This window comes from Bacteroides fragilis, assembly GCF_019583405.1.
Taxonomy (GTDB): Bacteria; Bacteroidota; Bacteroidia; order Bacteroidales; family Bacteroidaceae; genus Bacteroides; species Bacteroides fragilis_B.
In genome coordinates this window covers 314,216-340,529 of record NZ_SZUU01000005.1, presented here as the reverse complement: position 1 = coordinate 340,529, position 26,314 = coordinate 314,216, and the positions used below count along the sequence as shown (strand labels likewise).

21 protein-coding genes are annotated in these 26,314 nt (G+C 44.0%); 11 read left to right on the top strand and 10 right to left on the bottom strand.

Translation table 11 applies throughout. The features are described from left to right. Nucleotides 1-11 precede the first annotated feature (11 nt). Genes FDF36_RS13655 through FDF36_RS13635 form a run of 5 tightly spaced genes read left to right on the top strand, consistent with a single transcriptional unit; the run spans nucleotide 12 to nucleotide 7,673 of the window. Nucleotides 12-2,882 (top strand): FAD-binding and (Fe-S)-binding domain-containing protein, encoded by a 2,871-nt coding sequence (locus FDF36_RS13655; protein WP_220391687.1) that lies wholly within the window; start codon nucleotides 12-14, stop codon nucleotides 2,880-2,882. A 9-nt stretch (nucleotides 2,883-2,891) separates the two neighbouring features. Continuing rightward, nucleotides 2,892-4,055, top strand: a complete 1,164-nt coding sequence (locus tag FDF36_RS13650; RefSeq protein WP_220391686.1) for an acyltransferase family protein — start codon at nucleotides 2,892-2,894, stop codon at nucleotides 4,053-4,055. Then, on the top strand, nucleotides 4,052-4,888 hold the full coding sequence (locus FDF36_RS13645; RefSeq protein ID WP_220391685.1) for a BadF/BadG/BcrA/BcrD ATPase family protein: 837 nt from the start codon (nucleotides 4,052-4,054) through the stop codon (nucleotides 4,886-4,888). The genes FDF36_RS13650 and FDF36_RS13645 overlap by 4 nt, the downstream gene beginning before the upstream one ends. Before the next feature lie 23 nt (nucleotides 4,889-4,911). Continuing rightward, the gene (gene murQ / locus FDF36_RS13640; RefSeq protein WP_220391684.1) at nucleotides 4,912-5,757 is read left to right on the top strand and encodes an N-acetylmuramic acid 6-phosphate etherase; all 846 of its coding nucleotides are present in this window, start codon (nucleotides 4,912-4,914) and stop codon (nucleotides 5,755-5,757) included. Nucleotides 5,758-5,789: 32 nt separating this feature from the next. After that, nucleotides 5,790-7,673: a serine hydrolase gene (locus FDF36_RS13635; protein WP_220391683.1), complete on the top strand. Its 1,884-nt coding sequence runs from the start codon at nucleotides 5,790-5,792 to the stop codon at nucleotides 7,671-7,673. 11 nt (nucleotides 7,674-7,684) lie between these two features. On the opposite strand, the gene FDF36_RS13630 is transcribed toward FDF36_RS13635, so the two are convergent. From FDF36_RS13630 to FDF36_RS13600, 7 genes are all read right to left on the bottom strand, one after another. Next, nucleotides 7,685-8,371, bottom strand: coding sequence for a Crp/Fnr family transcriptional regulator (locus tag FDF36_RS13630; RefSeq protein WP_220391682.1), 687 nt, complete (start codon nucleotides 8,369-8,371; stop codon nucleotides 7,685-7,687). Nucleotides 8,372-8,417: 46 nt separating this feature from the next. Further along, nucleotides 8,418-9,683, bottom strand: coding sequence for an alginate export family protein (locus tag FDF36_RS13625; RefSeq protein WP_220391681.1), 1,266 nt, complete (start codon nucleotides 9,681-9,683; stop codon nucleotides 8,418-8,420). A gap of 32 nt (nucleotides 9,684-9,715) precedes the next feature. After that, nucleotides 9,716-10,507 carry a cytochrome c biogenesis protein CcsA gene (ccsA, locus tag FDF36_RS13620; protein WP_220391680.1) on the bottom strand — a complete coding sequence of 264 codons (792 nt, stop codon included), beginning with the start codon at nucleotides 10,505-10,507 and terminating at the stop codon, nucleotides 9,716-9,718. Further along, nucleotides 10,504-11,745, bottom strand: coding sequence for a cytochrome c biogenesis ResB family protein (locus tag FDF36_RS13615; protein ID WP_122330736.1), 1,242 nt, complete (start codon nucleotides 11,743-11,745; stop codon nucleotides 10,504-10,506). The genes ccsA and FDF36_RS13615 overlap by 4 nt, the downstream gene beginning before the upstream one ends. Before the next feature lie 3 nt (nucleotides 11,746-11,748). After that, nucleotides 11,749-13,230 (bottom strand): ammonia-forming cytochrome c nitrite reductase, encoded by a 1,482-nt coding sequence (gene nrfA, locus FDF36_RS13610; RefSeq protein ID WP_005811939.1) that lies wholly within the window; start codon nucleotides 13,228-13,230, stop codon nucleotides 11,749-11,751. Nucleotides 13,231-13,254: 24 nt separating this feature from the next. Further along, on the bottom strand, nucleotides 13,255-13,842 hold the full coding sequence (gene nrfH / locus FDF36_RS13605) for a cytochrome c nitrite reductase small subunit (RefSeq protein ID WP_220391679.1): 588 nt from the start codon (nucleotides 13,840-13,842) through the stop codon (nucleotides 13,255-13,257). Between the two features lie 138 nt (nucleotides 13,843-13,980). Continuing rightward, nucleotides 13,981-14,484, bottom strand: a complete 504-nt coding sequence (locus FDF36_RS13600; protein ID WP_193684045.1) for a pyridoxamine 5'-phosphate oxidase family protein — start codon at nucleotides 14,482-14,484, stop codon at nucleotides 13,981-13,983. Nucleotides 14,485-14,568: 84 nt separating this feature from the next. On the opposite strand from FDF36_RS13600, the gene FDF36_RS13595 reads away from it, so the two are divergent. From FDF36_RS13595 to FDF36_RS13585, 3 genes are all read left to right on the top strand, one after another. Beyond that, the gene (locus FDF36_RS13595; protein ID WP_220391678.1) at nucleotides 14,569-16,266 is read left to right on the top strand and encodes a tetratricopeptide repeat protein; all 1,698 of its coding nucleotides are present in this window, start codon (nucleotides 14,569-14,571) and stop codon (nucleotides 16,264-16,266) included. Between the two features lie 148 nt (nucleotides 16,267-16,414). After that, on the top strand, nucleotides 16,415-16,795 hold the full coding sequence (locus tag FDF36_RS13590; RefSeq protein WP_220391677.1) for a DUF3244 domain-containing protein: 381 nt from the start codon (nucleotides 16,415-16,417) through the stop codon (nucleotides 16,793-16,795). 60 nt (nucleotides 16,796-16,855) lie between these two features. After that, the gene (locus FDF36_RS13585) at nucleotides 16,856-17,737 is read left to right on the top strand and encodes a hypothetical protein (protein WP_005811945.1); all 882 of its coding nucleotides are present in this window, start codon (nucleotides 16,856-16,858) and stop codon (nucleotides 17,735-17,737) included. Nucleotides 17,738-17,830: 93 nt separating this feature from the next. Here the strand turns inward: FDF36_RS13585 and FDF36_RS13580 are convergent, their stop codons facing one another. Both FDF36_RS13580 and FDF36_RS13575 read right to left on the bottom strand, forming a co-directional pair. Next, nucleotides 17,831-18,412: a BamJ family beta-barrel-assembly machinery protein gene (locus tag FDF36_RS13580; protein WP_005811946.1), complete on the bottom strand. Its 582-nt coding sequence runs from the start codon at nucleotides 18,410-18,412 to the stop codon at nucleotides 17,831-17,833. 11 nt (nucleotides 18,413-18,423) lie between these two features. Then, nucleotides 18,424-19,965 (bottom strand): glycine--tRNA ligase, encoded by a 1,542-nt coding sequence (locus FDF36_RS13575; RefSeq protein ID WP_220391676.1) that lies wholly within the window; start codon nucleotides 19,963-19,965, stop codon nucleotides 18,424-18,426. A 184-nt stretch (nucleotides 19,966-20,149) separates the two neighbouring features. On the opposite strand from FDF36_RS13575, the gene FDF36_RS13570 reads away from it, so the two are divergent. From FDF36_RS13570 to FDF36_RS13560, 3 genes are read left to right on the top strand one after another with little or no spacing between them, the layout of a single operon-like run. Further along, entirely contained in the window at nucleotides 20,150-22,798 is a 2,649-nt protein-coding gene (locus FDF36_RS13570) for a DNA gyrase/topoisomerase IV subunit A (protein WP_220391675.1), read from the top strand. 24 nt (nucleotides 22,799-22,822) lie between these two features. Beyond that, the gene (locus FDF36_RS13565; protein WP_220391674.1) at nucleotides 22,823-23,692 is read left to right on the top strand and encodes a DUF3316 domain-containing protein; all 870 of its coding nucleotides are present in this window, start codon (nucleotides 22,823-22,825) and stop codon (nucleotides 23,690-23,692) included. 12 nt (nucleotides 23,693-23,704) lie between these two features. Continuing rightward, entirely contained in the window at nucleotides 23,705-24,736 is a 1,032-nt protein-coding gene (locus FDF36_RS13560) for a S41 family peptidase (protein ID WP_220391673.1), read from the top strand. Nucleotides 24,737-24,812: 76 nt separating this feature from the next. Here the strand turns inward: FDF36_RS13560 and FDF36_RS13555 are convergent, their stop codons facing one another. After that, nucleotides 24,813-26,300 (bottom strand): RagB/SusD family nutrient uptake outer membrane protein, encoded by a 1,488-nt coding sequence (locus FDF36_RS13555; protein ID WP_220391672.1) that lies wholly within the window; start codon nucleotides 26,298-26,300, stop codon nucleotides 24,813-24,815. Nucleotides 26,301-26,314 lie beyond the last annotated feature (14 nt).

Here is a 26,314-nt window from a genome sequence, read left to right as displayed (position 1 = left end):
ACAGAGAAACAATGAAAATGGAAAGAAACTACAGTGCGTTCTTGCAAGATATCGGACGATTTATCCCGCGAGACAGATTATTTACTGACGAACTCCATCGTTTGGCGTGGGGGACAGATGCCGGTTTCTATCGACTGATTCCTCAAATCGTAATTCATTCAATCAATGATGACGAAGTAATAGAAATCATCTATCTGGCCGACCGGCACAATATACCGGTTACTTTCCGTGCAGCAGGAACCAGTCTTTCGGGCCAAGCCATTAGTGACTCTGTTCTGATTATAGCCGGAAAAGGTTGGGAAAACTACGAACTCTCACCCGACCACGAAAAAATCTATCTGGAGCCCGGCATTGTCGGACAGCGGGTAAACGAGATTTTAGCACCTTACGGACGTAAATTTGCCCCGGACCCGGCTTCTATAAAAAGTGCCATGGTGGGTGGAATCGTGATGAACAATGCTTCGGGTATGAACTGCGGAACACATGCCAACAGTGATAAAATGTTGCTATCTGTACATATCATATTTCCTGACGGATATTATCTCAATACAGATAGTCAGGAATCACGTGAGAATTTTAAAGAAGACTATCCCGAATTCCTCCAGCGCATCTGCGAACTCCGCGACCAGATACGTAGTAACGAAAAACTAAGCGCACGCATCCGCTACAAATATTCAATCAAGAACGTAACAGGCCTGAATATTCTCCCGTTCCTCGTATACGACGATCCTTTCGACATCATCGCTCACCTGATGGTAGGTTCGGAAGGTACACTGGCTTTCCTTGCCGGTGTAACCATGAAAACAGAGTATGACTATCCGTATAAAGCCAGTGCCATGCTCTACTTCAGCGATATCAAAGAGGCATGCCGTGCAGTGGTAGCTATGAAAAGACTCGTCAACGCAAATGGAGAATGGATTGTAAAAGGTGCGGAATTACTCGACTGGAAATCCTTGGCTTCAGTCAATGATCCGACAGGAGAAGGGTTGACCGCTGTCCTGACCGAAACCAAAGCATGTACACAGGAAGAACTCAATCAGAATATCGCCATCATCGAGGAGGCATTAAAAGCATTCGATACATATATTCCGGTCCATTTTACGGATCAGCCCGAAGAATATTCAAAATACTGGGCAATTCGGGCAGGTATTTTCCCATCTGTAGGTGGAACACGCCCTTCGGGAACGACTTGCCTGATCGAGGACGTTGCTTTTCATATCGAGGATCTTCCCGAAGCAACCGCCGAACTGCAACAGCTCATCGCCCGCCACGGATACGATGATGCCTGCATTTACGGTCATGCCCTGGAAGGCAACTACCATTTTATCATCAACCAGTCATTCAGCAGTGAGGCTGAGGTAAAACGGTACGAAGCCCTGATGAATGATGTAATAGATTTGGTAGTAGGCAAATATGACGGTTCGCTAAAAGCCGAACACGGCACAGGAAGAAATATGGCTCCATTTGTAAAATACGAATGGGGAGAAGAGGCTTACGCAATCATGAAAGCAGTAAAACAGCTCTTCGACCCCAAAGGATTATTTAACCCGGGAGTTATCTTTAATGATGATCCCGAATGCCATATCAAGCACTTCAAACCCCTCTCTCCATTGACGATAGGAAAAGATACCAAAGTAACCAAACAAATAGACCGATGCATCGAATGCGGGTTCTGTGAGGTAAACTGCCTGTCGTGCGGATTTACGCTCTCTTCACGACAACGTATCGTTATACAAAGAGAAATCTCACGCCTGAAAAAAAGCGGTGAGAATCCACAGTTACTAAAAACGTTATCTGAGTTATACCGATATCCGGGCAACCAAACCTGCGCGGGTGACGGTTTGTGTTCCATGTCTTGTCCGATGGGTATCAATACCGGTGACCTGACCCATATTTTACGCCAGGTCGAACTTCCTTCCGGGAGTACCGGTTACAAAGTCGGTAAGTTTGTCGCCAATCATTTTGCAGGAATAAAAAGCACTTTACGTCCCGTATTATCACTTGCCAATGCGGCGCACAGCTTACTGGGAACTCCAACAATGACTTTCATTACTCAGAAAATGCACAATACATGGGGACTTCCACAATGGACACCAGCCATGCCCAAGAGCTATAAAATACGGAAAAATGCTAAGACGCCAACAATGAATGATAAGGTAGTCTACTTTCCCAGTTGCATCAATCAAACAATGGGACTGGCCAAGAAATCTCCTGTAGATCAACCTCTGGTAAAGCAAATGCTCTCACTGCTTCAGAAAGCCGGATACGAAGTCATCTTCCCCCCAAAAATGGAAAAACTCTGTTGCGGAACTATTTGGGAGAGCAAAGGCATGCTGGATATTGCCGACCGTAAATCGGCCGAACTGGAAGCCGCTTTATGGGAAGCCAGCGAACAGGGGCGTTATCCGGTTATTTGTGACCAAAGTCCTTGCTTACACCGCATGCGTGCCACTATCCAAAAGATAAAGTTATATGAACCGGCAGAATTCATTTATACTTTCTTGCGGAGCAAATTGGAGTTTATCCCAACCGATCGTCCGATTGCTATACACATCACATGTTCCATGCGCAAAATGGGATTGGCAAATACACTAATCTCACTTGCAAAACTTTGTTCAACTCAAGTATTTATTCCGGAAGAGGTCGGTTGTTGTGGCTTTGCCGGAGACAAAGGATTCACCCAACCGGAACTCAACTCTTATGCTTTACGCAAGCTGCGTCCGCAATTAACGAAAGCTGGTATCGGTATCGGTTATTCGAATAGTCGCACCTGTGAAATCGGTCTGGCCACTAATACCGGTATCCCCTATGTATCGATTGCATATCTGGTAGATCAGTGTAGCCGCCCTATAAAACAAGAAAAGAACTTAACACTTAAATAAGAATACACAATGAATCAAACAGTCAACAAACGCCTTCTCGCCCTTGATGTATTACGAGGCATCACGATCGCAGGTATGATTATGGTTAACAACCCCGGTAGCTGGAACTACGTATATGCTCCCCTTGGACATGCGGCATGGATCGGCTTGACCCCGACCGATCTGGTATTTCCTTTCTTTATGTTTATCATGGGTATTTCTACCTACATCTCATTAAGAAAGTATAACTTCGAGTTCAGTCACTCCGCCGCTTTGAAAATACTTAAAAGAACCATTGTAATCTTTGTCATAGGTTTAGGAATTGCATGGTTCTCCATGTTTTGCCGTACCTGGAATTCATTCTCCGGTGAGGACATCTCATTCTTCTCCCGTCTGGGTGAGTCGGTCTGGACCTTCGGACACATCCGCATCTTGGGTGTCATGCAGCGACTGGCGCTTTGTTACGGTGCAACAGCCATCATCGCTTTAATCATGAAGCATAAATACATCCCCTATCTGATTGCCATCCTGTTGATCGGCTACTTCATTATCCTGATCAACGGAAACGGATTCGAATACAATAGTAGTAACATCCTATCGATAGTGGATCGTGCCGTATTGGGTGAGGCACATATGTACAAGGACAATGGCATTGATCCGGAAGGCCTGTTAAGTACTATCCCTTCAATAGCACACGTACTGATAGGTTTCTGTGTAGGTAAGCTCCTGATGGAAGTAAAGGATATCCATGAAAAGATAGAGCGTCTATTCCTTATTGGCACTATTCTCACTTTCGCCGGATTCCTGCTTAGCTACGGTTGTCCTATCAACAAGAAGATATGGTCACCGACCTTCGCTATTGTCACCTGTGGACTGGCATCCAGTTTCCTGGCATTGCTCGTATGGATCATTGATGTGAAAGGTTATACGCGCTGGAGCCGGTTCTTCGAATCATTCGGTGTCAATCCCTTATTCATTTATGTGATGGGAGCCGTTCTCTCCATCCTTTTGGGCAGCATAATGCTACCTTACGATGAAGGTAGCATCAGCCTTCACGGATTCGTATACAAAATCATCCTTCAACCCTTGCTTGGCGACTATCCCGGTTCTCTGGCATTCGCAATCTTGTTCGTAGGGCTGAACTGGTGTATCGGATATATTCTGTATAAGAAAAAAATATATATAAAGATATGATATTAATAGCAGACAGTGGTTCTACCAAAACCGATTGGTGCGTGGTAGAACATGGACAGTTAGTCCAGCAGATTTTTACGAAAGGTACCAATCCTTTCTTTCAGTCTGAAGAAGAAATCAGTAATGAAATAGCAACAGCACTGATTCCTCAGTTAAAGACAAACAGGTTCGAGGCTGTTCACTTTTACGGGGCCGGTTGCGCATTTCCCGACAAAATAGAGACAATGCGTAAAGCCATAGCCTCGCATCTGCAAGTTAGTGGAGAAATCGAGGTCAGCACGGACATGCTCGCCGCCGCAAGAAGTTTGTGCGGTCATCAACCGGGAATTGCCTGTATCATGGGTACAGGATCAAATTCATGTTATTACGACGGTAAAAACATTGTCAGTAATGTATCTCCTTTAGGATTTATATTGGGCGATGAAGGCAGTGGCGCGGTATTAGGCAAACTACTGGTAGGCGATATCCTTAAAAACCAGATGACTCCGGGACTTAAAGAAAAATTTCTGGAACAGTTCAATCTGACCCCTGCCGAAATCATCGACCGGGTATACCGGAAACCATTCCCCAACCGTTTCCTTGCAAGTTTTTCCCCATTTTTGGTTCAGCATCTTGACGAACCGGCCATACGGGAATTAGTTCTTAACAGTTTCAAGAAATTCCTGAAGCGTAACGTGATGCAGTACGATTACCGGCACGCCCCGGTTCATTTTATCGGTTCAGTAGCATTCTACTACAAAGAGTTACTGTCCAAAGCGTGTAAAATAATGGGAGTACACTTAGGAACCATTATCAAAAGTCCGATGGAAGGATTGATCAAATTTCATGAATAGAAATACGAATAAAGAACAAAAACATGAATAGTAATATAGAAAAATCAAATAAAACTTCTTTCATCAAAATCTCCGAGCAACCCTCGCTTTATGACGATCTTGAAAAGAAGTCGGTCCGCGAAATACTGGAAGACATCAATACGGAAGACCGGAAAGTAGCTCTTGCCGTACAGAAAGCAATTCCTCAAATAGAGAAGTTAGTCATGCAGATAGTTCCCCGAATGAAACAGGGAGGACGCATTTTTTATATGGGAGCCGGTACCAGCGGACGTCTCGGAGTACTTGATGCTTCAGAAATCCCACCGACCTTCGGTATGCCCCCCACATTGATTATCGGCCTGATAGCAGGCGGAGATACAGCTTTGCGCAATCCGGTAGAAAATGCCGAAGATAATACCTCCCGGGGCTGGGAAGAACTGACGGAACATAACATCAATGACAAAGATACTGTCATTGGTATTGCAGCTTCAGGTACAACTCCCTACGTAATCGGAGCTATGCATGTTGCCCGCGAACATGGCATCCTCACCGGTTGCATTACCAGCAACCCAAATTCTCCGATGGCAGCTGAGGCCGATATAGCCATCGAAATGATTGTAGGTCCCGAATATGTGACGGGCAGTTCACGCATGAAATCGGGAACGGGACAAAAGATGATCCTGAATATGATCACAACCTCGGTTATGATTCAATTAGGACGCGTGAAAGGTAACAAGATGGTCAACATGCAGCTCAGCAACCGGAAGCTCGTAGACCGTGGTACTCGTATGATTATTGAAGAACTCGGACTTGAATATGATAAAGCAAAAGCATTGTTGCTGATGCACGGTTCCGTGAAAAAAGCAATAGATGCTTATAAAGCCGGATAACCGAACCACTCTAACCCACAATACCATTGAGTATGGAAAACAAAATCAACTTTTCTCCTCTCTCGACAAGAGAGGGGAAAGGTGTGAGGTTTTTACTCACTACCTTTTCAATCTTGCTTTGCAGCTTGCAAGCTCTGGCACAATCTCTGCCACGTGTAGCCCCCGAACAAGTGGGCATGGACTCTCACCGTCTGTTACATGCCGATAAAGCTATTCAACGGGCAATCGATCACAAAGAAATACCGGGAGCCGTACTTGCTGTCGTCCGTCATGGCAAAATGGCTTACCTCAAAGCTTATGGCAATAAACGGATCTATCCCAATGTGGAGCCGATGGAAATAAATACCGTTTTCGACATGGCTTCCTGCAGTAAATCAATATCAACAGCTGTTTCGGCCATGATCCTGATCGAGCGCGGACAACTGCGTTTGCTCGATCGTGCCAGTTTCTACCTCCCCGATTTCCAGGAATGGCGCGGAGAAAACGGTGAGAAGAGGGACATTCGTATTATAGACCTTATGACACATACTTCAGGTCTTCCCCCATACGCACCGGTATCCGAGTTACAGGAGAAATATGGTTCTCCTAATCCCAAAGGACTGATGGAGTATATTTCCACTTGCAAACGCGATTTCAAACCTCAAACAAACTTTCAGTATAGTTGCCTTAATTACATCACTTTGCAACATATTATCGAGACCATTACCGGGCAAAGCTTGCGAGACTTTGCCAAAAAGAATATTTTTGATGTACTGGGAATGCGGCACACGGATTATCTGCCTACTATACAACAGAAAGACGGAAAGTGGATAAATACGGTAGCCTATCCCTGGATGGACCGGATTGCGCCTACCGAAAGGCAAAAAGACGGAAGCGTACTCTGCGGACAAGTACACGATCCGTTGGCACGTATCCTGAACGGGGGAATTTCCGGCAATGCAGGTGTCTTCTCCGATGCGAATGACATGGGCATCCTCGCAGCCGCTCTTCTCAACGGAGGTGAATATAATGGACGCCGTATCCTCAGCCCACCGGGAGTAAAAACCATGTGTACAGTTCCCCGTGAACTGGCCGGATTCGGGCGTACTCCGGGATGGGATGTTTCTTCCCCCTATGCCTCAAATAAAGGCGACCTTTTCGGTCCGAATACCTTTGGACATACAGGGTATACAGGAACTTCAATCATCATCGATCCGGATAACGACACGGCTGTCATTCTGCTGGTCAACGCCGTTCATCCGGAGGACGGTCACAGTGTAGTTCGTCTCCGTTCGCTGGTAGCCAATGCAGTAGCCGCTTCTATCTGTCCTCCGGCACAAGTATATACAGATCATTATTACAAACGTTTCCTGCAATTTGAAGCAGAAGCGCCCATCGGTCCGAAAGATGTTGTGATGGTGGGTAACAGCCTCACAGAAAACGGTGGAGACTGGAGCAAACGCTTAAATAAAAAGAACATAAGGAATCGGGGGATCATTGGTGACGAAGCGTTGGGAATCTGTCAACGTCTTTTTCAGATATTACCGGGGACCCCTCAGAAACTTTTCCTGATGACCGGAATCAACGATGTTTCACACGACCTGAGCACCGATAGTGTAGTAAGTTTGATAACCAAAGTCATAGAGAAAATCCAGACCGAATCGCCATGTACCAAACTCTACATACAGAGTCTTCTGCCTATCAACGAATCGTTCGGACGATATAAAACGATGACCGGAAAAACTGACCTGATACCCGAAATTAACCGCAAACTCGAAGCACTTGCCAAAGAAAAGAAAATACCTTTTATCCACCTCTTTCCATTATTTACGGAAAAAGGCAGCAACGTGATGCGAAAAGAACTGACTACAGACGGATTACACCTGACAGAAGAGGGATATAAAATCTGGAGTAAAGCACTGAAACGGTATCTATAGCAGATACCGTTTCAGATATATTCTTTGAGTGCCGCCATATCTTCCAACGTCACTACTTTCTTATTAATCGAAATCAGCCCCTCCTTCATCATCTTATTTATCTCCTTCGAGAGTGCCGGACGCGTCACTCCTAAATATTCTGCCAATTGAACCTGATTGTGTTCCAACAGGGCTGTATTCGGAGAAATCTTATGCTCCATGAAGTAATAAACCAAACGGCTACGCAGCATCTTGTAAGAAAGAATCCTCAGACGGGTGACTGTACACTTGTTACAATTGCCTGTGACACACAGGAAACGGTGCAGTAAATCGGGCACGGAACTGATCAACTTAAAAACGGAAGTACGGGTAGCCATCAGCAAAACAGAATCTTCGCTGGCAGTAAACGTAGCAGGCAAAAGATTCTTGTCTCCAAACAGATGGGGAGTGGCAAAAGCACGGGGAGCACGAATATCTTCTACCTTCACCAGATTTCCTGCCACATCAACGATATTGACCTCCAGTTCTCCCTTCAGCAATACATACAAATGATTGCAATAGGTGTCCTGCTTCAATACGACCTCTTTCCTGGCAACCTCGTACACCGAAAGTTCCAGTTCCAAAGGCAGCCGACGTTGCAAACTGACATCCATATCCTTAAATAAAGATATCTGCCACAAGATTTTTTGATATTCGTCTGTAAACTCTACTTTTACCACAATGCTTGTCTTTTTAGCAAAGATAGCATTTTCTCCCGTACCAATCCTACCACTTGGTAAATAAAATACGCGGATTGATGTTCAGTGTCAGCCATCCCCAGTCCTGCCAGCTCTTATGGCTGCCACCTTTTACAATGTCCATATATTTAGTTCCAAGCATGGTCGAATAACCGGCTGTCAGTTTTACATCTTCCATCAAAGTATAATCTACCTGCAAATCGAACTCCGATCCCAGACTGCGTCCTTCTTTACCGTCTGTGGCCGTTACGTCATAAGTCGTAGAAAAATGGTGATAATTCAGTGAGAACCCTATCTTTGGGGTCGGCTTGAAATCAACACTGAGTATTTTGTCCCACAAACCTTTGTTATAAGCCGATGCATAAAAATAATCCATTCCTCCATAGAATTTATGATGTGTCCCGTAAAGCGGATCAAAAGTAGTTACCTTCTTACTGTCGGGATCTCCGCTCAGGTAGTCCGTGCCGAGGCTTACACTCCACTTTGGATCAATCTTATACCCGGCTTTCAAGCTGAACATATAAGCGGATACCTTCTTGTCGGCTTTGTTTTTACCCGACTGGTAATAGACGCTACCGTTCAGCAACCATGCCCCGGGTGTATACACCAGATAAGTACCCATCGTCTGCATATTAGCAGTTTTACCCTTTTCTTCCGTCCCTGTTTCAAATCCGGTATTCATAAAAAGCAGTGAAGCAGTGAAATCTTTAGCCCACCGGCCATTATACCATACCGTTTGCATAGTTTTATAAGGCTGTCCACCGGGAGCATAATAAGTGCCACCATAGGAGCGATCTTCATTATTCTGATTAAAAGCCAGTATCAAATGCAACTTGTGCATCTTGCTTTCATACCCCAATTTCAATGCATCGTGGAAGCGGCCTGCCACATTCCAGTCCAGTCCGCCAAGCAGACGTTCATCATCATACGAGAGTGGCTGACGCCCCAACTGCGCAAACAGACCTTTTGAAAAATCAAGCCGTGCCCAAGCTTCGTGCAAAATAAACCGTCCGTTTTTATCGATCTGCGGATCCTGCCCCCACACCCCTACATGCTGTGCAGCAAGTTTCATTTGCAGGCGATCGCGCTGATAACCTAAGGATAGCCGTGCCCGCTCGTTGATAAAGAAAGTCGGACTTGCGCCTTCGGGACGGGGGTTCAACACTCCATTGCGGTATTCACCACGAGTACGTATTTGTGCATCAATTGTAAACTGATTCTCCTTTTGTTGCTGTGCAAAGGCGGACAGCGGTGCAAAAAGCATTGCTGCCCAGATTAGATTCGTGATTCTCATAACTCAATTAGTAATTAGTAGTTAGCGATTTATCAATTCAAATTATACGTATGTACGCTGGTTCCCTGTGCCGATGGCAGATAATTAATGCCATACCAACACATTTGCAGCAATGCAAAACAGATGAGGAGTCCGACAAGTGCCATACGTACTTTTTGCCGCCTGTTCATCCGGTAGTGGATATAACAGAGATAGCCTATCCACGTGGCTGCCGCCCAGGTTTCCTTCGGATCCCAACTCCAGTAATGCCCCCAGGCCTCTTTAGCCCACAAAGCTCCGAACAACATTCCCAATGTCATGAAGGATAGTCCTACATTGACCAAATTATCACACAGTTCCATCTCACGTTCTTTGGTAGCTTTTTTCTTGATCCAAAGCAGGTATACCGCCATAACGGCCGCTGCGCCCAACATAGCATAAGCAAACATATATACAATGACATGCGGTGCAAACCAAGGACTTTGCAAAGCAGGCATCAAGGTTTTATTATGTATCTCGGGTTTAAACAGGTTGATACAGATGAACACAAGCGAAAGAACAAAGCTGAAACTCAGAATCCACTTATATCGCCAGCGGCTATAAGTGATGATGCCCGCCAAAGGTAAAAAGAAAGAATACCACAATCGGGTTTCACCCATTGTACGCATCGGAGGCCGTTCCAATGAAATCCACATCCCAAGGATAAAAGCAAAAAAGACGGCCAGTCCTGCCAACGTGGCTGCATAAACAACAAACTGCCCTTTCTCTTTCCATGCGGCAACGGCACCGATAGCCCAACACAGAAGAGCTGCCATGGCAAATATCACAAAATGATCCCAACTCATACGTTGTCCTCCTTTCTTTTCTGTGACAGGGCGAACAGGCAGACAGCTCCGGCTATCATCATCCAGATACCGGTATAAACCACCGGTAACCACGGATCACGAACCAGTTCAAACACGCTTATATCGCTCCAGCGACCTTTCGACTCGTCATAACTTAACTGATATATTTTCCATCCCTCCAACTCAAAAGGTTTATTTACCTCAATCGTGGCCGAATCACGGCGTCCCGACTCTGTATAAACTTTCACCTCGGATGCAAAACGGCGAGGTTCACGCTCGGGCATTACCAAACTGGTCTGATCATCGAGACGGATAGCCTTATAAGGAAACATAAAACTGCCACAACTCACCCATCCTTCATGTTTCCGGCCTGTTTTATCATTCACTGCCGTCAGATAGACAGCATAAGCAGCTCCCATTGAAGGAAAGTCCACAAAGTTCAAAGTATCCTGAGTCGCTACACTGGCTGCCAAAGGGAGTTTCTTCTCTATGTGGATTTCCCAATCGAGCAAATGCCCGGCACGAAAATCATCTTCAATCAGCAGGTTTTCCGGCTTCCCGACCGGCAGTGCTTTACCTGTTTCATTGTCAATCAACATCAATTTCGGGGGATATTCATCAATCGTAAAGTTCTGAAGCTCGATAGCCAAAGGCAGCTCCCGCATTTTCTGATTTTCATCGGAAGCCCGCCATTCGGCTTGTCCTATCTTTGTAGTCATATGCAGACGCTCCATATCGGCATTTCCCAATACAGCTCCGGTCAGTGCAAGGAAAAGTCCCAGATGGTTCAGCACAAAAGGAACGTCCCGCCAATGGAAATGATGAATCCGCCGAATGGTGGTCAACCCCAACAAAGTGACCATCCAGAGGAACAACAGCACAAACGAACAGGCGGACAACATTTGCGAAAATCCCAGCCAGTTTTCAATACCGGACAAAGGTATATCGGACTTCACCTGGCGGATCAGTCCCATCACTACAGTGAGCACGGCCACTGACACCATGGATGAAACGGCAGCCTGACAGCTCCCCATCCACCGGATAAAATAACTCTTTTGTGAAAAGGTGTAGGCCGATAACAAGATAACGACATATAGCAACCCTACACACACATTCACAGGGTAAGAAAGAATGGAAAGTGTGCACTTCCCCAACGTCATTTGCAGGAAAATGCCTGTCAGAAAAAGTCCGCCACAGATGGCGAACCCTTCTTTATATCCCCAAGGTTTCTGCCACATAGTTTACAGTTTAGCCAGACGACCGTTAGCCTTCGCTTTCTCCAACCATTCGGGTACTACTGTTTTCAGGAATTTATCTTTCGCTTCACGCTCTTTCTGCATATCGAGACCGATATACTGCTGCGCTTTCTCTTTAGTCGAAATATCAGGCATCGGCACATCGGCTGTATAGCCATGCTGAGCCAACACTTTTGAGATGGCAAGACGGGCCTGCAAAGCTTTATCAAGTCCGTGTCCCAGAATGCGCTGTATCTCTTGCGGAGCATGGAACGCACCACCGTGTGAAGCCACGCCGAAATCCCATCTCCACTGGGCCTGGCGAATCAACTTCAACGCCTCTGCCATCTGAGTATCCGTCGCACCTTTATCCCAGGCGAATTTAGCTTCAATATGCGCTTTAGCCAACTCCTGTTCCAGGCGGCCACGAATTTCATTCGCTTTACGCTGACGGTCATATACATTATTCCGCAATGTCTCTTCGCTCTCACGATGACAAACCTGACAAGTCCGGTCGATCATAGCTAACGGACTCTGAATGTGGTGATCGCTGAATTTCATGCCTCCCTCGCTTTTGTAGGGCATATGACAATCGGCGCACGACACTCCGCGTTGGGCATGAATTCCCATCTGAGAGATCTCGTAGTCCGGATGTTGTGCTTTCAGTATACGGGCTTTGCTCAGTGCATGTGTATAATCGGCAAAGTCGGCCTCGTCATAGTAGGCTTCCATATCTTCTACCGAAAATCCTTTATCCCAAGGGAAAGTCAGGTATTTGCCATCTCCCTTGAAATAATATTCCACGTGGCATTGTGCGCATACCAACGAACGCATTTCCTGCGGAGTCGCTTTATCGATATCTTTCCCCTGACGGGCAAATGCCTCGCGCAAAGCCGGACGGCTAATATGAAGTTTCATATTCGTCGGTTCATGACAATCGGCGCAACCTATCGGATTGACGATCTCACTACCGAAAGCTCCCCACTTATTATTATAGAACGAATCCACTCCAATAGCTTCCATCATGCGAGGAACGTCCGGACTCTTACAAGTCCAGCAGGTAGAAGGTTGCGGCCCGCTCTTATCATCCATCGGCGCACCGGTACGGAGTGAATGTGTAATGTCCTCAATAGCATGCATATGTCCCCTCGGAGTCGAATAATCTTTTGAGAATGCATAGCCGGCCCAAAGCACCACCATCTCGGGACGTTGTGCAAGTACATCTACCGCTTCGTTACCGTTAAATTCACTCTTGAAATCGGTCTTAGCCGTTTCTTTCCATGTTTCATACTCACGTGGGTAGTTATCCCCAAACACTTCGTTTCGTGGTTCTATTCCGGTAATTTCCACCCGTTTGTTATTGAAAACGCTTACCGTCTCTGCCCGGCGTTCCATCAGCGCCGAGACAACAAGCCCAAGCACAAAAACGACTACCATCGCTCCGCAGAACAACAACCATCCTTGCCATGATTTCAGTTTCTTTTCCATAATTTTGTTATCTTGATTTTTTATTTATTCTATCATCTTTCTCAACCACTCCGGTGTGGGAGAATCCGGATAAGGTACTAATGCGTCAGGAGTGGAGGCAGCACTGTTGCTTCCGCCATGCGGTACGTCCCGATGACAGTCCCAACAAGCTTTCCCTTCACCTACCTGAGACATCATATAATCTATTCGTCCCGTATTTACAAATTCCGTATTCAGTTGTGTATGGCAACGAATGCAATTGTTCATAATCACCTCCGCACTCTCTTTGTTGGCCCGAAGCACATCCTTCTCGCCCCGTGTCAGAAATACAGCAACGTGGCGCATGCCATCCATTCCCTTGAACACCCATTTCTTCACAGGATTTTCGTGGGGAACATGACAGTCATTGCACATAGCATTCCTGCTATGCGAACTATGGAACCACGTCGCATAATACGGCCCCATGATATGGCAATTAACACAAGCAGCCGGATCATCGGTCAGATAGGTATGTGCCCGAAGCATATAAAGGGTCAGAGCCCCTCCACCTACAATCACACCTGTTATAATGATCGCAAGTACTCTCCACTTACGTGAAGGGAGTAACCATTGGATATATTCTTTTACCTTCATAGTATGTATGCTATGTATTTATGCAAAGAAAGGGATTTCCATTTAAAAAGAATGTAATCCAGATTACATTTGCGAAAGAAAAATAACCCATGCTAAAAAAACAAAAGATAAACAAAGGAGAGATAAGGCAGAAGCTTCTTAATAATCCGGACAGGACTGATTTATTTTCTTACACTTACCGGATATTGTTTTAATAACAAGTTTCAAGACATGGGTACGGTGAAAAGACTTTTCCATATACTTCAGCCCCACCTTTTTATCTTCCGGAGAATATTTATCAAGCAGAAGTTCCAATGCTTTTCGCTTCTCAGTTTCTTCTAACTGACAAATCATAGTCCCGTTAATCACGATACTTTCATACTCGGTACTAAATTGATTGGAAACAACGCGGGTGCGTCCTACCACGCAAAACGATGCTTGATTACAGTCTTGAAGTATACAAAGCTTACGCCCTTCGGGAGCACAATGAAAATAGATAGACTGTTGTTTATCCCATACATAATTAATGGGAATGCCATAAACACCTTCTTCAGTTGAAGAAATAGATAACACCCCGTATTCCCCATTTTCAAGTAAACTCATTGCTTCGTCTTCCGATAAAAGGCGGTCCTTCCGTCGGATTAAATCGTTGATATATTCCATTCTATCAAAATTTAAAAAGTAATATCAATTATTATTTTTACAAAACTTGTTACCTTTACCGTCCGAATAAGCAAAAATATAAAGATGAGACAATATTTACTAAATATAATACTGTTATTTTTAGGATTCACTATCATTTATTCTTGTTCACAGCATCAACAAATAAACAGAACCATCTTTCTGGCAGATTCCATTATGGAATATCAACCCGATAGTGCGTTTAAATTATTAAAAACAATAAATCAAACAGATTTATCTGTTTCAGAAAACGCAAAATACGCATTATTATTAGCACAAGCACAGGATAAAACCGGCCATCAATTAATCAACGATTCATTAATTTTGATTGCTATAAACCATTATGATCACTTATCAAAAGATAACAATAAAGCAAAAGCATACTTTTATTTAGGACGATTTTATCAAAACAATAATGATTATGCAAAAGCCATTAACTCATATCTCATTGCAGAAAAAGCAACGTCAGACCATGACACATTATTAACTTTGATATACGATAATTTGGGTACATGCTATAAAAACCAAGATTTTTATGACAAAGCTTTAGAAGTATATAAAGACGCATACTACATTTATAAACAATACAATAGCAAGAATATCCTATATCCACTTCGAGGAATGGCAAGCATATATGCTATTCAAGAACAGTTTGAGAAAGCTCTTAAATATTACCAAACAGCTCTCACCATTGCATCAAGTACCAATGACTCTACATGGCAGTCTATCTTATTTTGTGATATTTCCCGGATTTATGACAATGAAAACCTCTATGAAGCGGCATATAGTTATATAGTACGCTCTATTCAATATGCTCCACGCAGTAGCGATCTATCTGCCATGTATTTTTGGAAAGGAGAAATATTACACAATCTGAATCAATTGGATTCTGCTTTTTACTATATCAATTTAGCTAAAAAAAGTTCAGACTTAAATACACAGGCATCGGCATACCAAGCTCTATATGAAATAAAAAAAGAACAAGGAGAATTAAATGATGCAATTCTATACAATGACACGTCTCTCATTCTATATGATTCTATACAAGATTTAAACCATAGTGCAGAAATAAGTCACATACTAAAGCAACATGCGACAGAGACATTACAACAGGCCGAAGTTATAAAACGGCAAAAGCATGCAGCTTTTCTTATTGTAACTACATTATTACTCATTGCGTGTATCACATTTATCTTTCTTTATAAAGATAATAAAAGAAAAAAAGTATACATTAAAATACAATGTGAATTAAGAAATAACCAAATAGAGAAAGATGAATTAAAAGAGAAAATCAAAACGCTGATTGATAGTAATACATATATTGCGGAAAGGAATAAAGAATTGAAAAAAGAAGAACTAAAGCAGCAACAAGTTGAATTATGGAGAAGAACACTTCAAATATGTACACGACTGTTTCATACTTCCACATCATATAAAAAATTACATGCAATAGAAACAGCCAAATTTAAAAAAGAAAAAGAAGAAAAACAGAAAGAAATTAATTCCATACAGAAAGAGATAAACGAAGTTTTCATCGAAGCAATTCAGGATTTACGAGAACAATATCCAAAACTAACACAAGAAGACCTCTTCTATTGCATTCTACAATATTTGCGTCTATCTACCTCTACAATCAAATTTTGTATGAGAGTTGAAAGTAACCAGGCACTCACCCAAAGAAAGTATCGCATAAAAAAACAAATCAGTCCCCAGACTTTTTCTATAATTTTTAATGAAAACTCTCCTTCAGAAGGAATTTTATGACCTTTTATCATACGGTTCCTCCTCCTTGTTATATCAAAATTCATAAACCACTGATTATCAGTAATCATAAATCCTTCAATTGTTATCTCACATCAGTATCATCACTTGGGCATTGGACTATCTTTGCAGAAACATAAATTCATTTATCATGAAAAAGTTAACCTGTCTAATTACCCTATTCTTATTCATTAGTGTTGGCTATATAAATGCAGAAACAATAGCCTCAAGAAAGAAAATTAAAATGAAAGTAGAAACTCAGCACCATCAACGTTCTCTGCCCCCACCTTGTCCCGCAGAAGCTTTTATCTGTGGAAATACGGTTGATCTTATTTTCAGAGAAATAAATAAAACTGCAGTTGTCACAATTATGAATTTAGATACGGGAGAAGCCATTCATTACAATGTTTCAACAAACGATTGTAGTATCTCTATAGATTTAGGCAACAATCAAAGTGAATCAAACTATAATATTGAATTAATACTGGATAACAGAGCATATACCGGAGAATTTACAACAAATGAAATCTGAGATTTTATTTTTAAATAATAACAAGCTCTTTCTCTCAAAGAGTATAAATCTTTATTATATATGAAAACCATATCTAAATTATTTTTGCTATTTTCAATTATTCTACTTTCATCATGTGATGAAACAGAATTGGATCAAACGGTGACTAATCAAGTAAATCCGCAAAAAGAAGAAGATTCCAGAATTGTATTCAATAGTGCAAAAGAGTTTTATAACACCCTTGACACACTATCTTACATGACTTATGAAGAACAAACAGAATGGGTTCGTGCCTCGGGTATTAAATATCCGCTATATACAGACCTTGAATTTTGCGAAGATGAAATCATGGCAGAAATGCCGAGAGCATTTCAAGCACTATTCAACCATAAAATGGAAATGCAAATAAATGATACCATAATTGCATTTGAAAAAGGAAATATGTACGTGAAATCAATTAAAGGAAAGACATTGACTGTCCCACTTTTATATGGGCAAGTAGGAGTTAACCAAGAAGAATCAGAAATAACAACAAGAGCGATATACAAAACACAATATGGAAAGATTGGGACATCATATCAACATGAATTTAAAATACCAGGATCCAAATTCAGATACAAATATGTCCATGAACTTAAATCGGTCATTATTCGCGAAAACCTCCCACCCCATACCACATGGAGTAATCTTTTCTTGGTTTTAAAGTTAGAATGGAAAGGTAAGAAGAAATGGAAAGTTGCAGAAAAAGAAGAAAGGAACATCTCCATAAACTTCAATGTGTGTAAACGTAACTTAGGAAAAGTAAAACTCAATCAAGAGATCCGCATAGACGTTCAAAACACAACCTCCCAATCGCACTCCATAAATATAGAAGGTTATATTATTCATGAAGTAGTCGGAATACCAAGCACTAAAATGTATAATGGATGGAGTTACCCATTAGTAGAATGGCAACCTCAATAAAAAGTCTGCCACACAGTAAGAATATCATAAAACAAACCCTAAAATAACCTCTCCTGATTATTGCATTAATAATCAGGAGAGATTAATCATATCCTATTCATTTACAATTTTTTGTAATTGTATATCGAAAATCAAAGTCGAATATCCTGGAATATCTCTATCCCCTTTTTCACCATACCCCATTTCATAAGGCAAATATATAGTCCAGTGTTGTCCTACACGCATCCGTTGTAGAGTCTCTCCCCAACCACTAATAACAGATATATACTTTGAAGTTTGTGTAGTACTCTTAAATGGATCTACATAACACTTCAAAGGTACATCAAAGTCAAGATTCGGCTGACTACCAGTAAAATTACCATCAAAAGATTCCCCAAAAATATAATAACCACGATAGAATACTTCGACAGAATCCGTATAAAGAGGTTTATCGCCCAATTGTCTATCAGCAGGTGTTTTATCTTTATAGTAAATTCGCAACTTAGGATTTATTTCCGGTGCAAAAGCTTTCAGCTCGGGATCCTTCTTGTCATCAAATACCGTCTTCAAAGAATCAATATATCCTTCATTACGTGCCCTCCAATTATCAAACTTTGTAGCTTCTTTCGTCTCTTCACAAGAAACAAAGATAAGGGCCAGTAACAGCAACGGTAATAAATAGATTTTTTTGTTCATTCGCTAAAGAGTTATTGGATTGTTTTCAACAACGAGGTAATACTTACCCGGTCGGCAATGATATTATTCAATTCAGAGATTGCCACACGTTCCTGCTCCATAGTGTCGCGGTTACGCAGTGTCACACAATTGTCTTCCAATGTCTGATGGTCAACAGTCACACAGTACGGAGTACCGATGGCGTCCTGACGACGGTAGCGTTTACCGATACTGTCTTTTTCATCATACTGGCAATGGAAGTGGAACTTAAGATTGTCAATGATCTCACGGGCCTTTTCAGGCAGTCCGTCTTTCTTTACCAACGGCATTACAGCCAGTTTCACCGGTGCCAATGCAGCAGGCAATTTCAATACAACGCGGCTTTCACCATTTTCCAGTTGCTCTTCGCAATAAGCAGCCGACATAATACTGAGGAACATACGGTCAACACCGATCGAAGTTTCGATTACGTACGGAGTGTACGATTCATTCAACTCGGGATCAAAATATTTAATGCTCTTTCCGGAGAACTTCTCGTGCTGGGAAAGATCGAAATTCGTACGGGAGTGAATACCTTCTACTTCTTTGAAACCAAATGGCATCAAGAACTCAATGTCAGTGGCGGCATTCGCATAGTGGGCCAATTTATCGTGATCGTGGAAACGATAATGATCGTCACCAAAGCCCAGTGCCTTGTGCCACTTCAAACGAATTTCTTTCCATTTCTTGAAATATTCCAATTCGCTGCCCGGACGAACAAAGAACTGCATCTCCATCTGTTCGAACTCACGCATACGAAAGATGAACTGACGGGCTACAATCTCGTTACGGAAAGCTTTACCGATCTGAGCGATACCGAAAGGAACTTTCATACGACCGGTCTTCTGTACATTCAGGTAGTTTACGAAAATACCTTGCGCAGTTTCCGGACGAAGATAAATTTTCATGGCTCCATCGGCAGTAGACCCCATATCGGTAGAAAACATCAGATTGAACTGACGAACTTCCGTCCAATTCTTAGTACCGGAAATCGGGCAAGCTATTTCTTCGTCGATAATTATCTGGCGAAGCTCTTCCAGATTGTTATCATTCAGTGCTTTTGCGAAACGTTCGTGCAATGCATCACGTTTTGCCTGATGCTCAAGAACACGGCCATTGGTGCTGCGGAACTGAGCTTCGTCGAAAGCTTCACCAAATCTTTTGGCAGCCTTGGCTACTTCCTTATTAATTTTATCGTCGTACTTAGCCAGTTGATCCTCGATCAGTACATCGGCACGATAGCGTTTTTTAGAGTCTTTGTTGTCAATCAACGGATCATTGAATGCATCCACATGTCCGGAAGCCTTCCAGATGGTAGGGTGCATAAAAATTGCAGAGTCAATGCCGACAATGTTTTCGTGCAGCAGCACCATGCTGTCCCACCAGTATTTTTTAATATTGTTTTTCAGTTCAACACCCATCTGTCCGTAGTCATACACTGCGCCCAATCCGTCGTAGATATCGCTTGAGGGGAACACAAAACCGTATTCTTTGCAATGTGATACTAACTTCTTAAAAACATCTTCTTGTGCCATCGTCTTATTTTCAATTTAGTCATTTACAATTTACATTTCATACATCTGCCTGTAAGCCAGACTCAGAAATAATCTGCAAAGTAAATGATTTTTTTCAATTAAATTCGTATTTTTGCCTGCACATCACCCAATAATGATGTAAAAAAGATAATTTGTTGTTAAAACCAGAGGGAAATTTGATTTTATGAGCGAAGAGAACAACGAGATTACGGAAGGACATTCTGACTATAAGCCGGCGGACTCACATAACGAAAGCATTAAACATCAACTTACAGGAATGTACCAGAACTGGTTTCTGGACTATGCTTCATACGTTATCCTCGAGCGAGCCGTGCCCCATATCAATGACGGACTGAAACCGGTGCAACGCCGCATCCTGCACTCCATGAAACGCATGGATGATGGACGGTATAACAAGGTGGCTAACATTGTAGGACATACGATGCAGTTTCACCCCCATGGCGATGCATCTATTGGTGACGCATTGGTACAGTTGGGACAGAAAGACTTATTGGTCGACTGCCAGGGTAACTGGGGTAATATCCTCACCGGTGACGGTGCGGCCGCTCCCCGTTATATCGAAGCACGCCTGTCAAAGTTTGCACTCGATGTAGTGTTCAACCCTAAAACAACCGAATGGAAACTGTCGTATGACGGACGAAACAAAGAACCTATCACCTTGCCGGTGAAGTTCCCACTTTTGCTGGCACAAGGAGTGGAAGGTATCGCCGTAGGACTTTCATCCAAGATCTTACCACATAACTTCAACGAACTTTGCGACGCTTCCATCAGTTACCTGCGAAACGAAGAGTTCAAACTATATCCCGACTTCCAGACCGGAGGTTCTATTGACGTGTCGAAATACAACGACGGTGAACGCGGTGGAGCAGTCAAGATAAGGTCTAAGATCAATAAAGTAGACAACAAGACGCTGGCCATCACCGAAATCCCTTACGGCAGAACCACGACTTCGGTCATCGACTCCATCCTGAAAGCCGTCGACAAAGGAAAAATAAAGATACGCAAGGTAGACGACAACACAGCAGCCAACGTAGAGATTCTGGTCCACCTGGCACCAGGCACCTCGTCCGATAAGACAATCGACGCTCTTTATGCGTTTACGGACTGCGAAGTGAGCATTTCTCCCAACTGCTGCGTGATTGACGACCAGAAGCCACACTTCCTCACCATCAGCCATGTGTTGAGAAAGTCGGCCGACAATACATTGTCCCTGCTCCGCCAGGAACTGGAAATCAAGAAAGACGAACTACAGGAAAGCCTGCATTTCGCCTCTCTTGAAAAGATATTCATCGAAGAACGCATTTATAAAGATAAAGAGTTCGAACAATCCAAAGACATGGATGCCGCCTGCGAACATATCGACCGACGGTTGACTCCTTTCTATTCACAATTCATACGCGAAGTGACAAAGGACGATATCCTCCGCCTGATGGAGATCAAGATGGGACGTATCCTGAAGTTCAACTCCGACAAAGCCGAAGAGGCGATTGCCCGCATGAACGAAGATATTGCCGAGATCAACAACCACTTGGCCAATATCGTGGAATATACCATCCAATGGTACCGGATGCTGAAAGAGAAATATGGCAAAAACTTCCCCCGTCGCACGGAGTTGCGCAATTTCGACACCATCGAAGCCGCCAAGGTAGTGGAAGCCAACGAAAAGCTCTATATCAACCGCGAAGAAGGCTTCATCGGAACGTCCTTAAAGAAGGACGAATTCGTGGCATGCTGTTCGGATATCGACGATGTGATTATATTCTATCGCGACGGACGTTACATGGTGACTCCGGTAGCCGACAAGAAGTTTGTGGGCAAAAACGTGATTTACGTCAATGTCTTTAAGAAGAATGACAAACGTACCATCTACAACGTAGCCTACCGCGACGGCGCAGAGGGAACACATTATATCAAACGGTTTGCAGTCACTTCCATCGTGCGTGACCGTGAATACGACGTGACTCAAGGCAAGCCCGATTCACGCATTTCTTATTTCAGCGCCAACCCCAATGGAGAAGCGGAGATTATCAAAGTCACCCTGAAACCGAATCCGCGTGTACGACGCATCATCTTCGAACGTGATTTCAGTGAAGTGACCATCCGGAGCCGGCAAAGCCAAGGCGTTATCCTGACACGCCTGCCGGTACACAAGATTGTTTTGAAACAACGAGGTGGTTCCACATTGGGCGGACGTAAAGTATGGTTCGACCGTGACGTGCTTCGCCTCAATTACGACGGGCGCGGTGAATATCTGGGCGAATTCCAGAGTGACGACAGCATCCTGGTTGTACTGAATACCGGAGAGTTCTATACCTCAAACTTCGATCTCAGCAATCATTACGAAGATAATGTGAGTATCGTCGAGAAGTTCGACCCCAATAAGATATGGACAGTCGCTCTTTACGATGCCGACCAGCAGAATTATCCGTACCTGAAACGTTTTTGTTTCGAAGCCACTACACGCAAACAGAATTACCTGGGCGAGAACAAACACAATCGCCTGATTCTGATGACGGACGAGTATTATCCAAGATTGGAAATCATCTTCGGAGGGCATGACAGTTTCCGCGAACCTGTTATCGTCGATGCCGAAGAGTTCATTGCCGTCAAAGGTTTTAAAGCGAAAGGGAAACGCCTCACGACTTATACGATAGAAACCATCAATGAACTGGAGCCAACCCGCTTCCCCGATCCGCCACAGCAGAACGAGGAAGAGAGCACCGGCGAAGAGCCGGAAAACCTGGATCCGGACAATGGTAAAACAGAAAACGACATACTCGACGAAATGACCGGACAGATGAAACTGTTTTAGCACAAGTCCAAGATAACACTGCGTATGAAAGTAAAAACAAGCATATTGCTGTTACTGATGACAGCAACCGCTCTCCCCTCTTTCGGGGGGAACGGAAATAGCAACGGCACAGATTCACTTCAGGCTACTCGCTATGTGACACGCGCCACCATGTACGGTGTGGGATACACCAATGTATTCGACACCTATCTTTCTCCGCAGGAATACAAGGGAATCGAGTTCCGCATCAGCCGTGAGACCATGCGTATGACAGCTCTGGGTGACGGCAACGTCTCGGTTCAGAACTTTTTTCAGGCGAACCTGGCATACACTCACAACCGGGTGGACAACAACAATACTTTTGCCGGACTGGTGAACTGGAACTACGGATTGCATTATCAATTCCGCATTACGGACAACTTTAAGCTGCTTGCCGGAGGAATGGGAGATTTCAACGGCGGCTTTGTCTACAACCTGCGTAATACAAACAACCCGGCCTCAGCACGTGCCTACATCAACCTCGACGCTTCGGGAATGGCCATCTGGCATACCAAAATAAAAAATTATCCGCTGGCTTTGCGCTATCAGGTCAATCTGCCGGTGATAGGGGTCATGTTCTCCCCCCACTACGGGCAGTCCTATTATGAGATATTCACACTCGGCCATGCCAGCGGAGTGGTCCGTTTCACCTCCCTGCACAATCAGCCGGCGTTGCGGCAGATGCTATCGGTCGACTTCCCGATCAGATATACCAAAATGCGTCTCAGCTATTTGTGTGATCTCCAACAATCAAAATTGAACGGAATCAAGACACATACTTATTCGCAAGTTTTCATGGTAGGATTTGTACACGACCTGTTTCGCATCCGCAACAAGAACGGCACTCCCCTGCCGCCGGCTGTCAGAGCCTATTAACAGAAAAGCGCCATGAAGAATCCGATCATCCATAAAATACTGCAACGGGGCTTCTGCCTGATCTTCTGCCTGGGCCTCCTCTCTTCCTGCATCCGAGAAGAGGAGTTTGCCAATGATCCACAAGGCAACTTCGAGCAGTTGTGGAAAATCATAGACGAGCAATACTGTTTTCTCGACTATAAACAGATAGACTGGAACGAGATTTACACCCGGTATCAAAAGCGCATCACCCCCAATATGGGCAGCGAAGGGCTGTTCGAGGTACTGAGCGAAATGCTCTACGAACTACAGGACGGACATGTCAATTTGGCCTCCGCCCACAACGTATCTTATTATGATGCCTGGTATCAGGACTATCCCCGCAACTTTCGTGCAGACCTGCTGGAAGATTCCTATCTGGGGCGTGCCAGTACGGACTATCGCACGGCAGCAGGCCTTAAATACAAAATACTGAAAGATAATATCGGCTACATACGGTACGAAAGTTTCGCCGATCCGATCGGTAACGGTAATTTGGACGAAGTGCTATCCTATCTGTCGGTATGCAACGGGCTGATTATCGACGTGCGCGACAATGGTGGCGGAAACGCAACCAACTCCGCCCGCATCGCTTCTCGTTTCACCAATGAAAAAATACTGACGGGCTACATTTCCCACAAAACAGGAACCGGACACAACGACTTCTCCAAACCTTACGCTATCTATCTGGAACCGGCCAATGGGGTACGCTGGCAAAAGAAAGCAGTCGTGTTGACCAATCGCCGTTCTTTCAGCGCAACCAACGATTTTGTCAACCACATGCGTTGCCTGCCCAATGTCACCATCATCGGAGATAAAACCGGAGGAGGATCGGGTATGCCCTTTACTTCCGAATTGCCCAACGGGTGGAGCGTACGTTTCTCCGCCAGCCCGCACTTCGATGCACAGATGAAGCACATCGAGTTCGGCATTGAACCGGACATTCAGGTAGATATGCTGCAAGAAGACGAAATGAGAGGAAAAGATACACTGATAGAGATCGCCCGCAGATTCCTCAGTAAATAACTGTCTGGTGTCTCACAACATGCCGGTTCGAGCCCTGTCATCCGAAAAGCCGGTATATCTCACCTCCCAGAAAGCATTAACGCGGATTCTGCACCATATTCGGGTTAGCATCTATCTCCGCCTGCGGAATAGGTAATGCTACCCGCGGATCAGACGGAGCAATAACCGCAGCAGCCGCTACAGAAGGCAAATGCCAACCACCGGTACGATTTACAGACAAACCATTTCGCATGGCATCAAAGAAAGCATGTCCCTCTCCTACCAATTCCTTACGGCGTTCTTTCAAGATACGCTCTAGGCTCAACTCCGACTCTTTTACAGACTTCGCCGGATTAGCACGGCTCACGATGGCATTAAGGCAATCCAAAGAAAACTTTAGGTTTTCTGCTCCCCCTAACTTAAAGGCAGCTTCGGCAGCATTCAGGTAAACTTCGGAGAGACGGATAATACAGATGTCATTATCCTGCGGATTATCCCCCGTCTTGCCCGGATATTTATTCAGATATTTAGGATGACCCTTGGAACCTTCGGGCAATAGGTCCTCTTCCGGTTTCTCCGGCAAACGATTCAATGAATGACGCACATCATCCGGATCTTCTCCCAACAGATCGAGGAATGCTTTGGTCAGTACAAGGTTGTTCCAATCCTTCACATTATCGGCATAAACCATCGGAGCACCTTCACCTCCCGTTCCGCCATCAGGCTCGGAAAGAGTGTAGTAAAACTCAAACAGTGACTCAGAACTGAAGTCTTTTCCCCATACTGTAGGATATTCATCGTGTGTGAACAACTGATACAATCCACCGTTATTCATCACTTCCTTGGCCAAGGCGAGAGCCTTTTCATTATCATTCATATAAAGATATACCCGTGAAAGTAATGCTTTGACACTCCACACATTAAGATAACCGTTTTTCTTATCAGCGGAAAGTGCCGAGAGTTTCAGTGCACCTGTCATATCGTCTATCACCTGCTGATAGCATTCGGCCACCGTATTGCGGGCAGGCTGGTGAGTAGGCAAAGTTGTTTTAATCTCAATAGGTACTCCCAAAGAAGTACCATTGTTCAAGGTATAAGGCATAGCAAACAGACGGGTGAGATCGAACAAAGCCAATCCGCGCAAAGCAAGCGCTTCAGCTTTGATACAGTTGAGAGCCACAGCATCATCGGTAACCACCGCACCGGATTCTATTCTTTCCAGCAGACTATTTGCCTGATGAATGACACTATAAGGCTGATTCCATACACGGGTAATATTCAAGGCATCATCTGCCGTGACATTGAACTCATAATAAGGTGATACACGTTTTCCGGCTCCCTTGCTGACACGTGCTTGCACATCTTCACCACGGCAATCGGCATAATAGAGATAATTATCACCATAATAACTATGTGAAGCAGCAATGCGATAAATGCCGTTCAAAGCTATTTGTGCTTCCTCAAGCGTACGGATGGCTTGCGGAGTAGTCACTGCGGTAGATGGATTCAAATTCAGCCAGTCGCCGGAACAAGAAGAGCCCAAAAGCGACATAGCAGCAAACATGTATATAAGTGTACGTTTCATATATCTGAGTATTA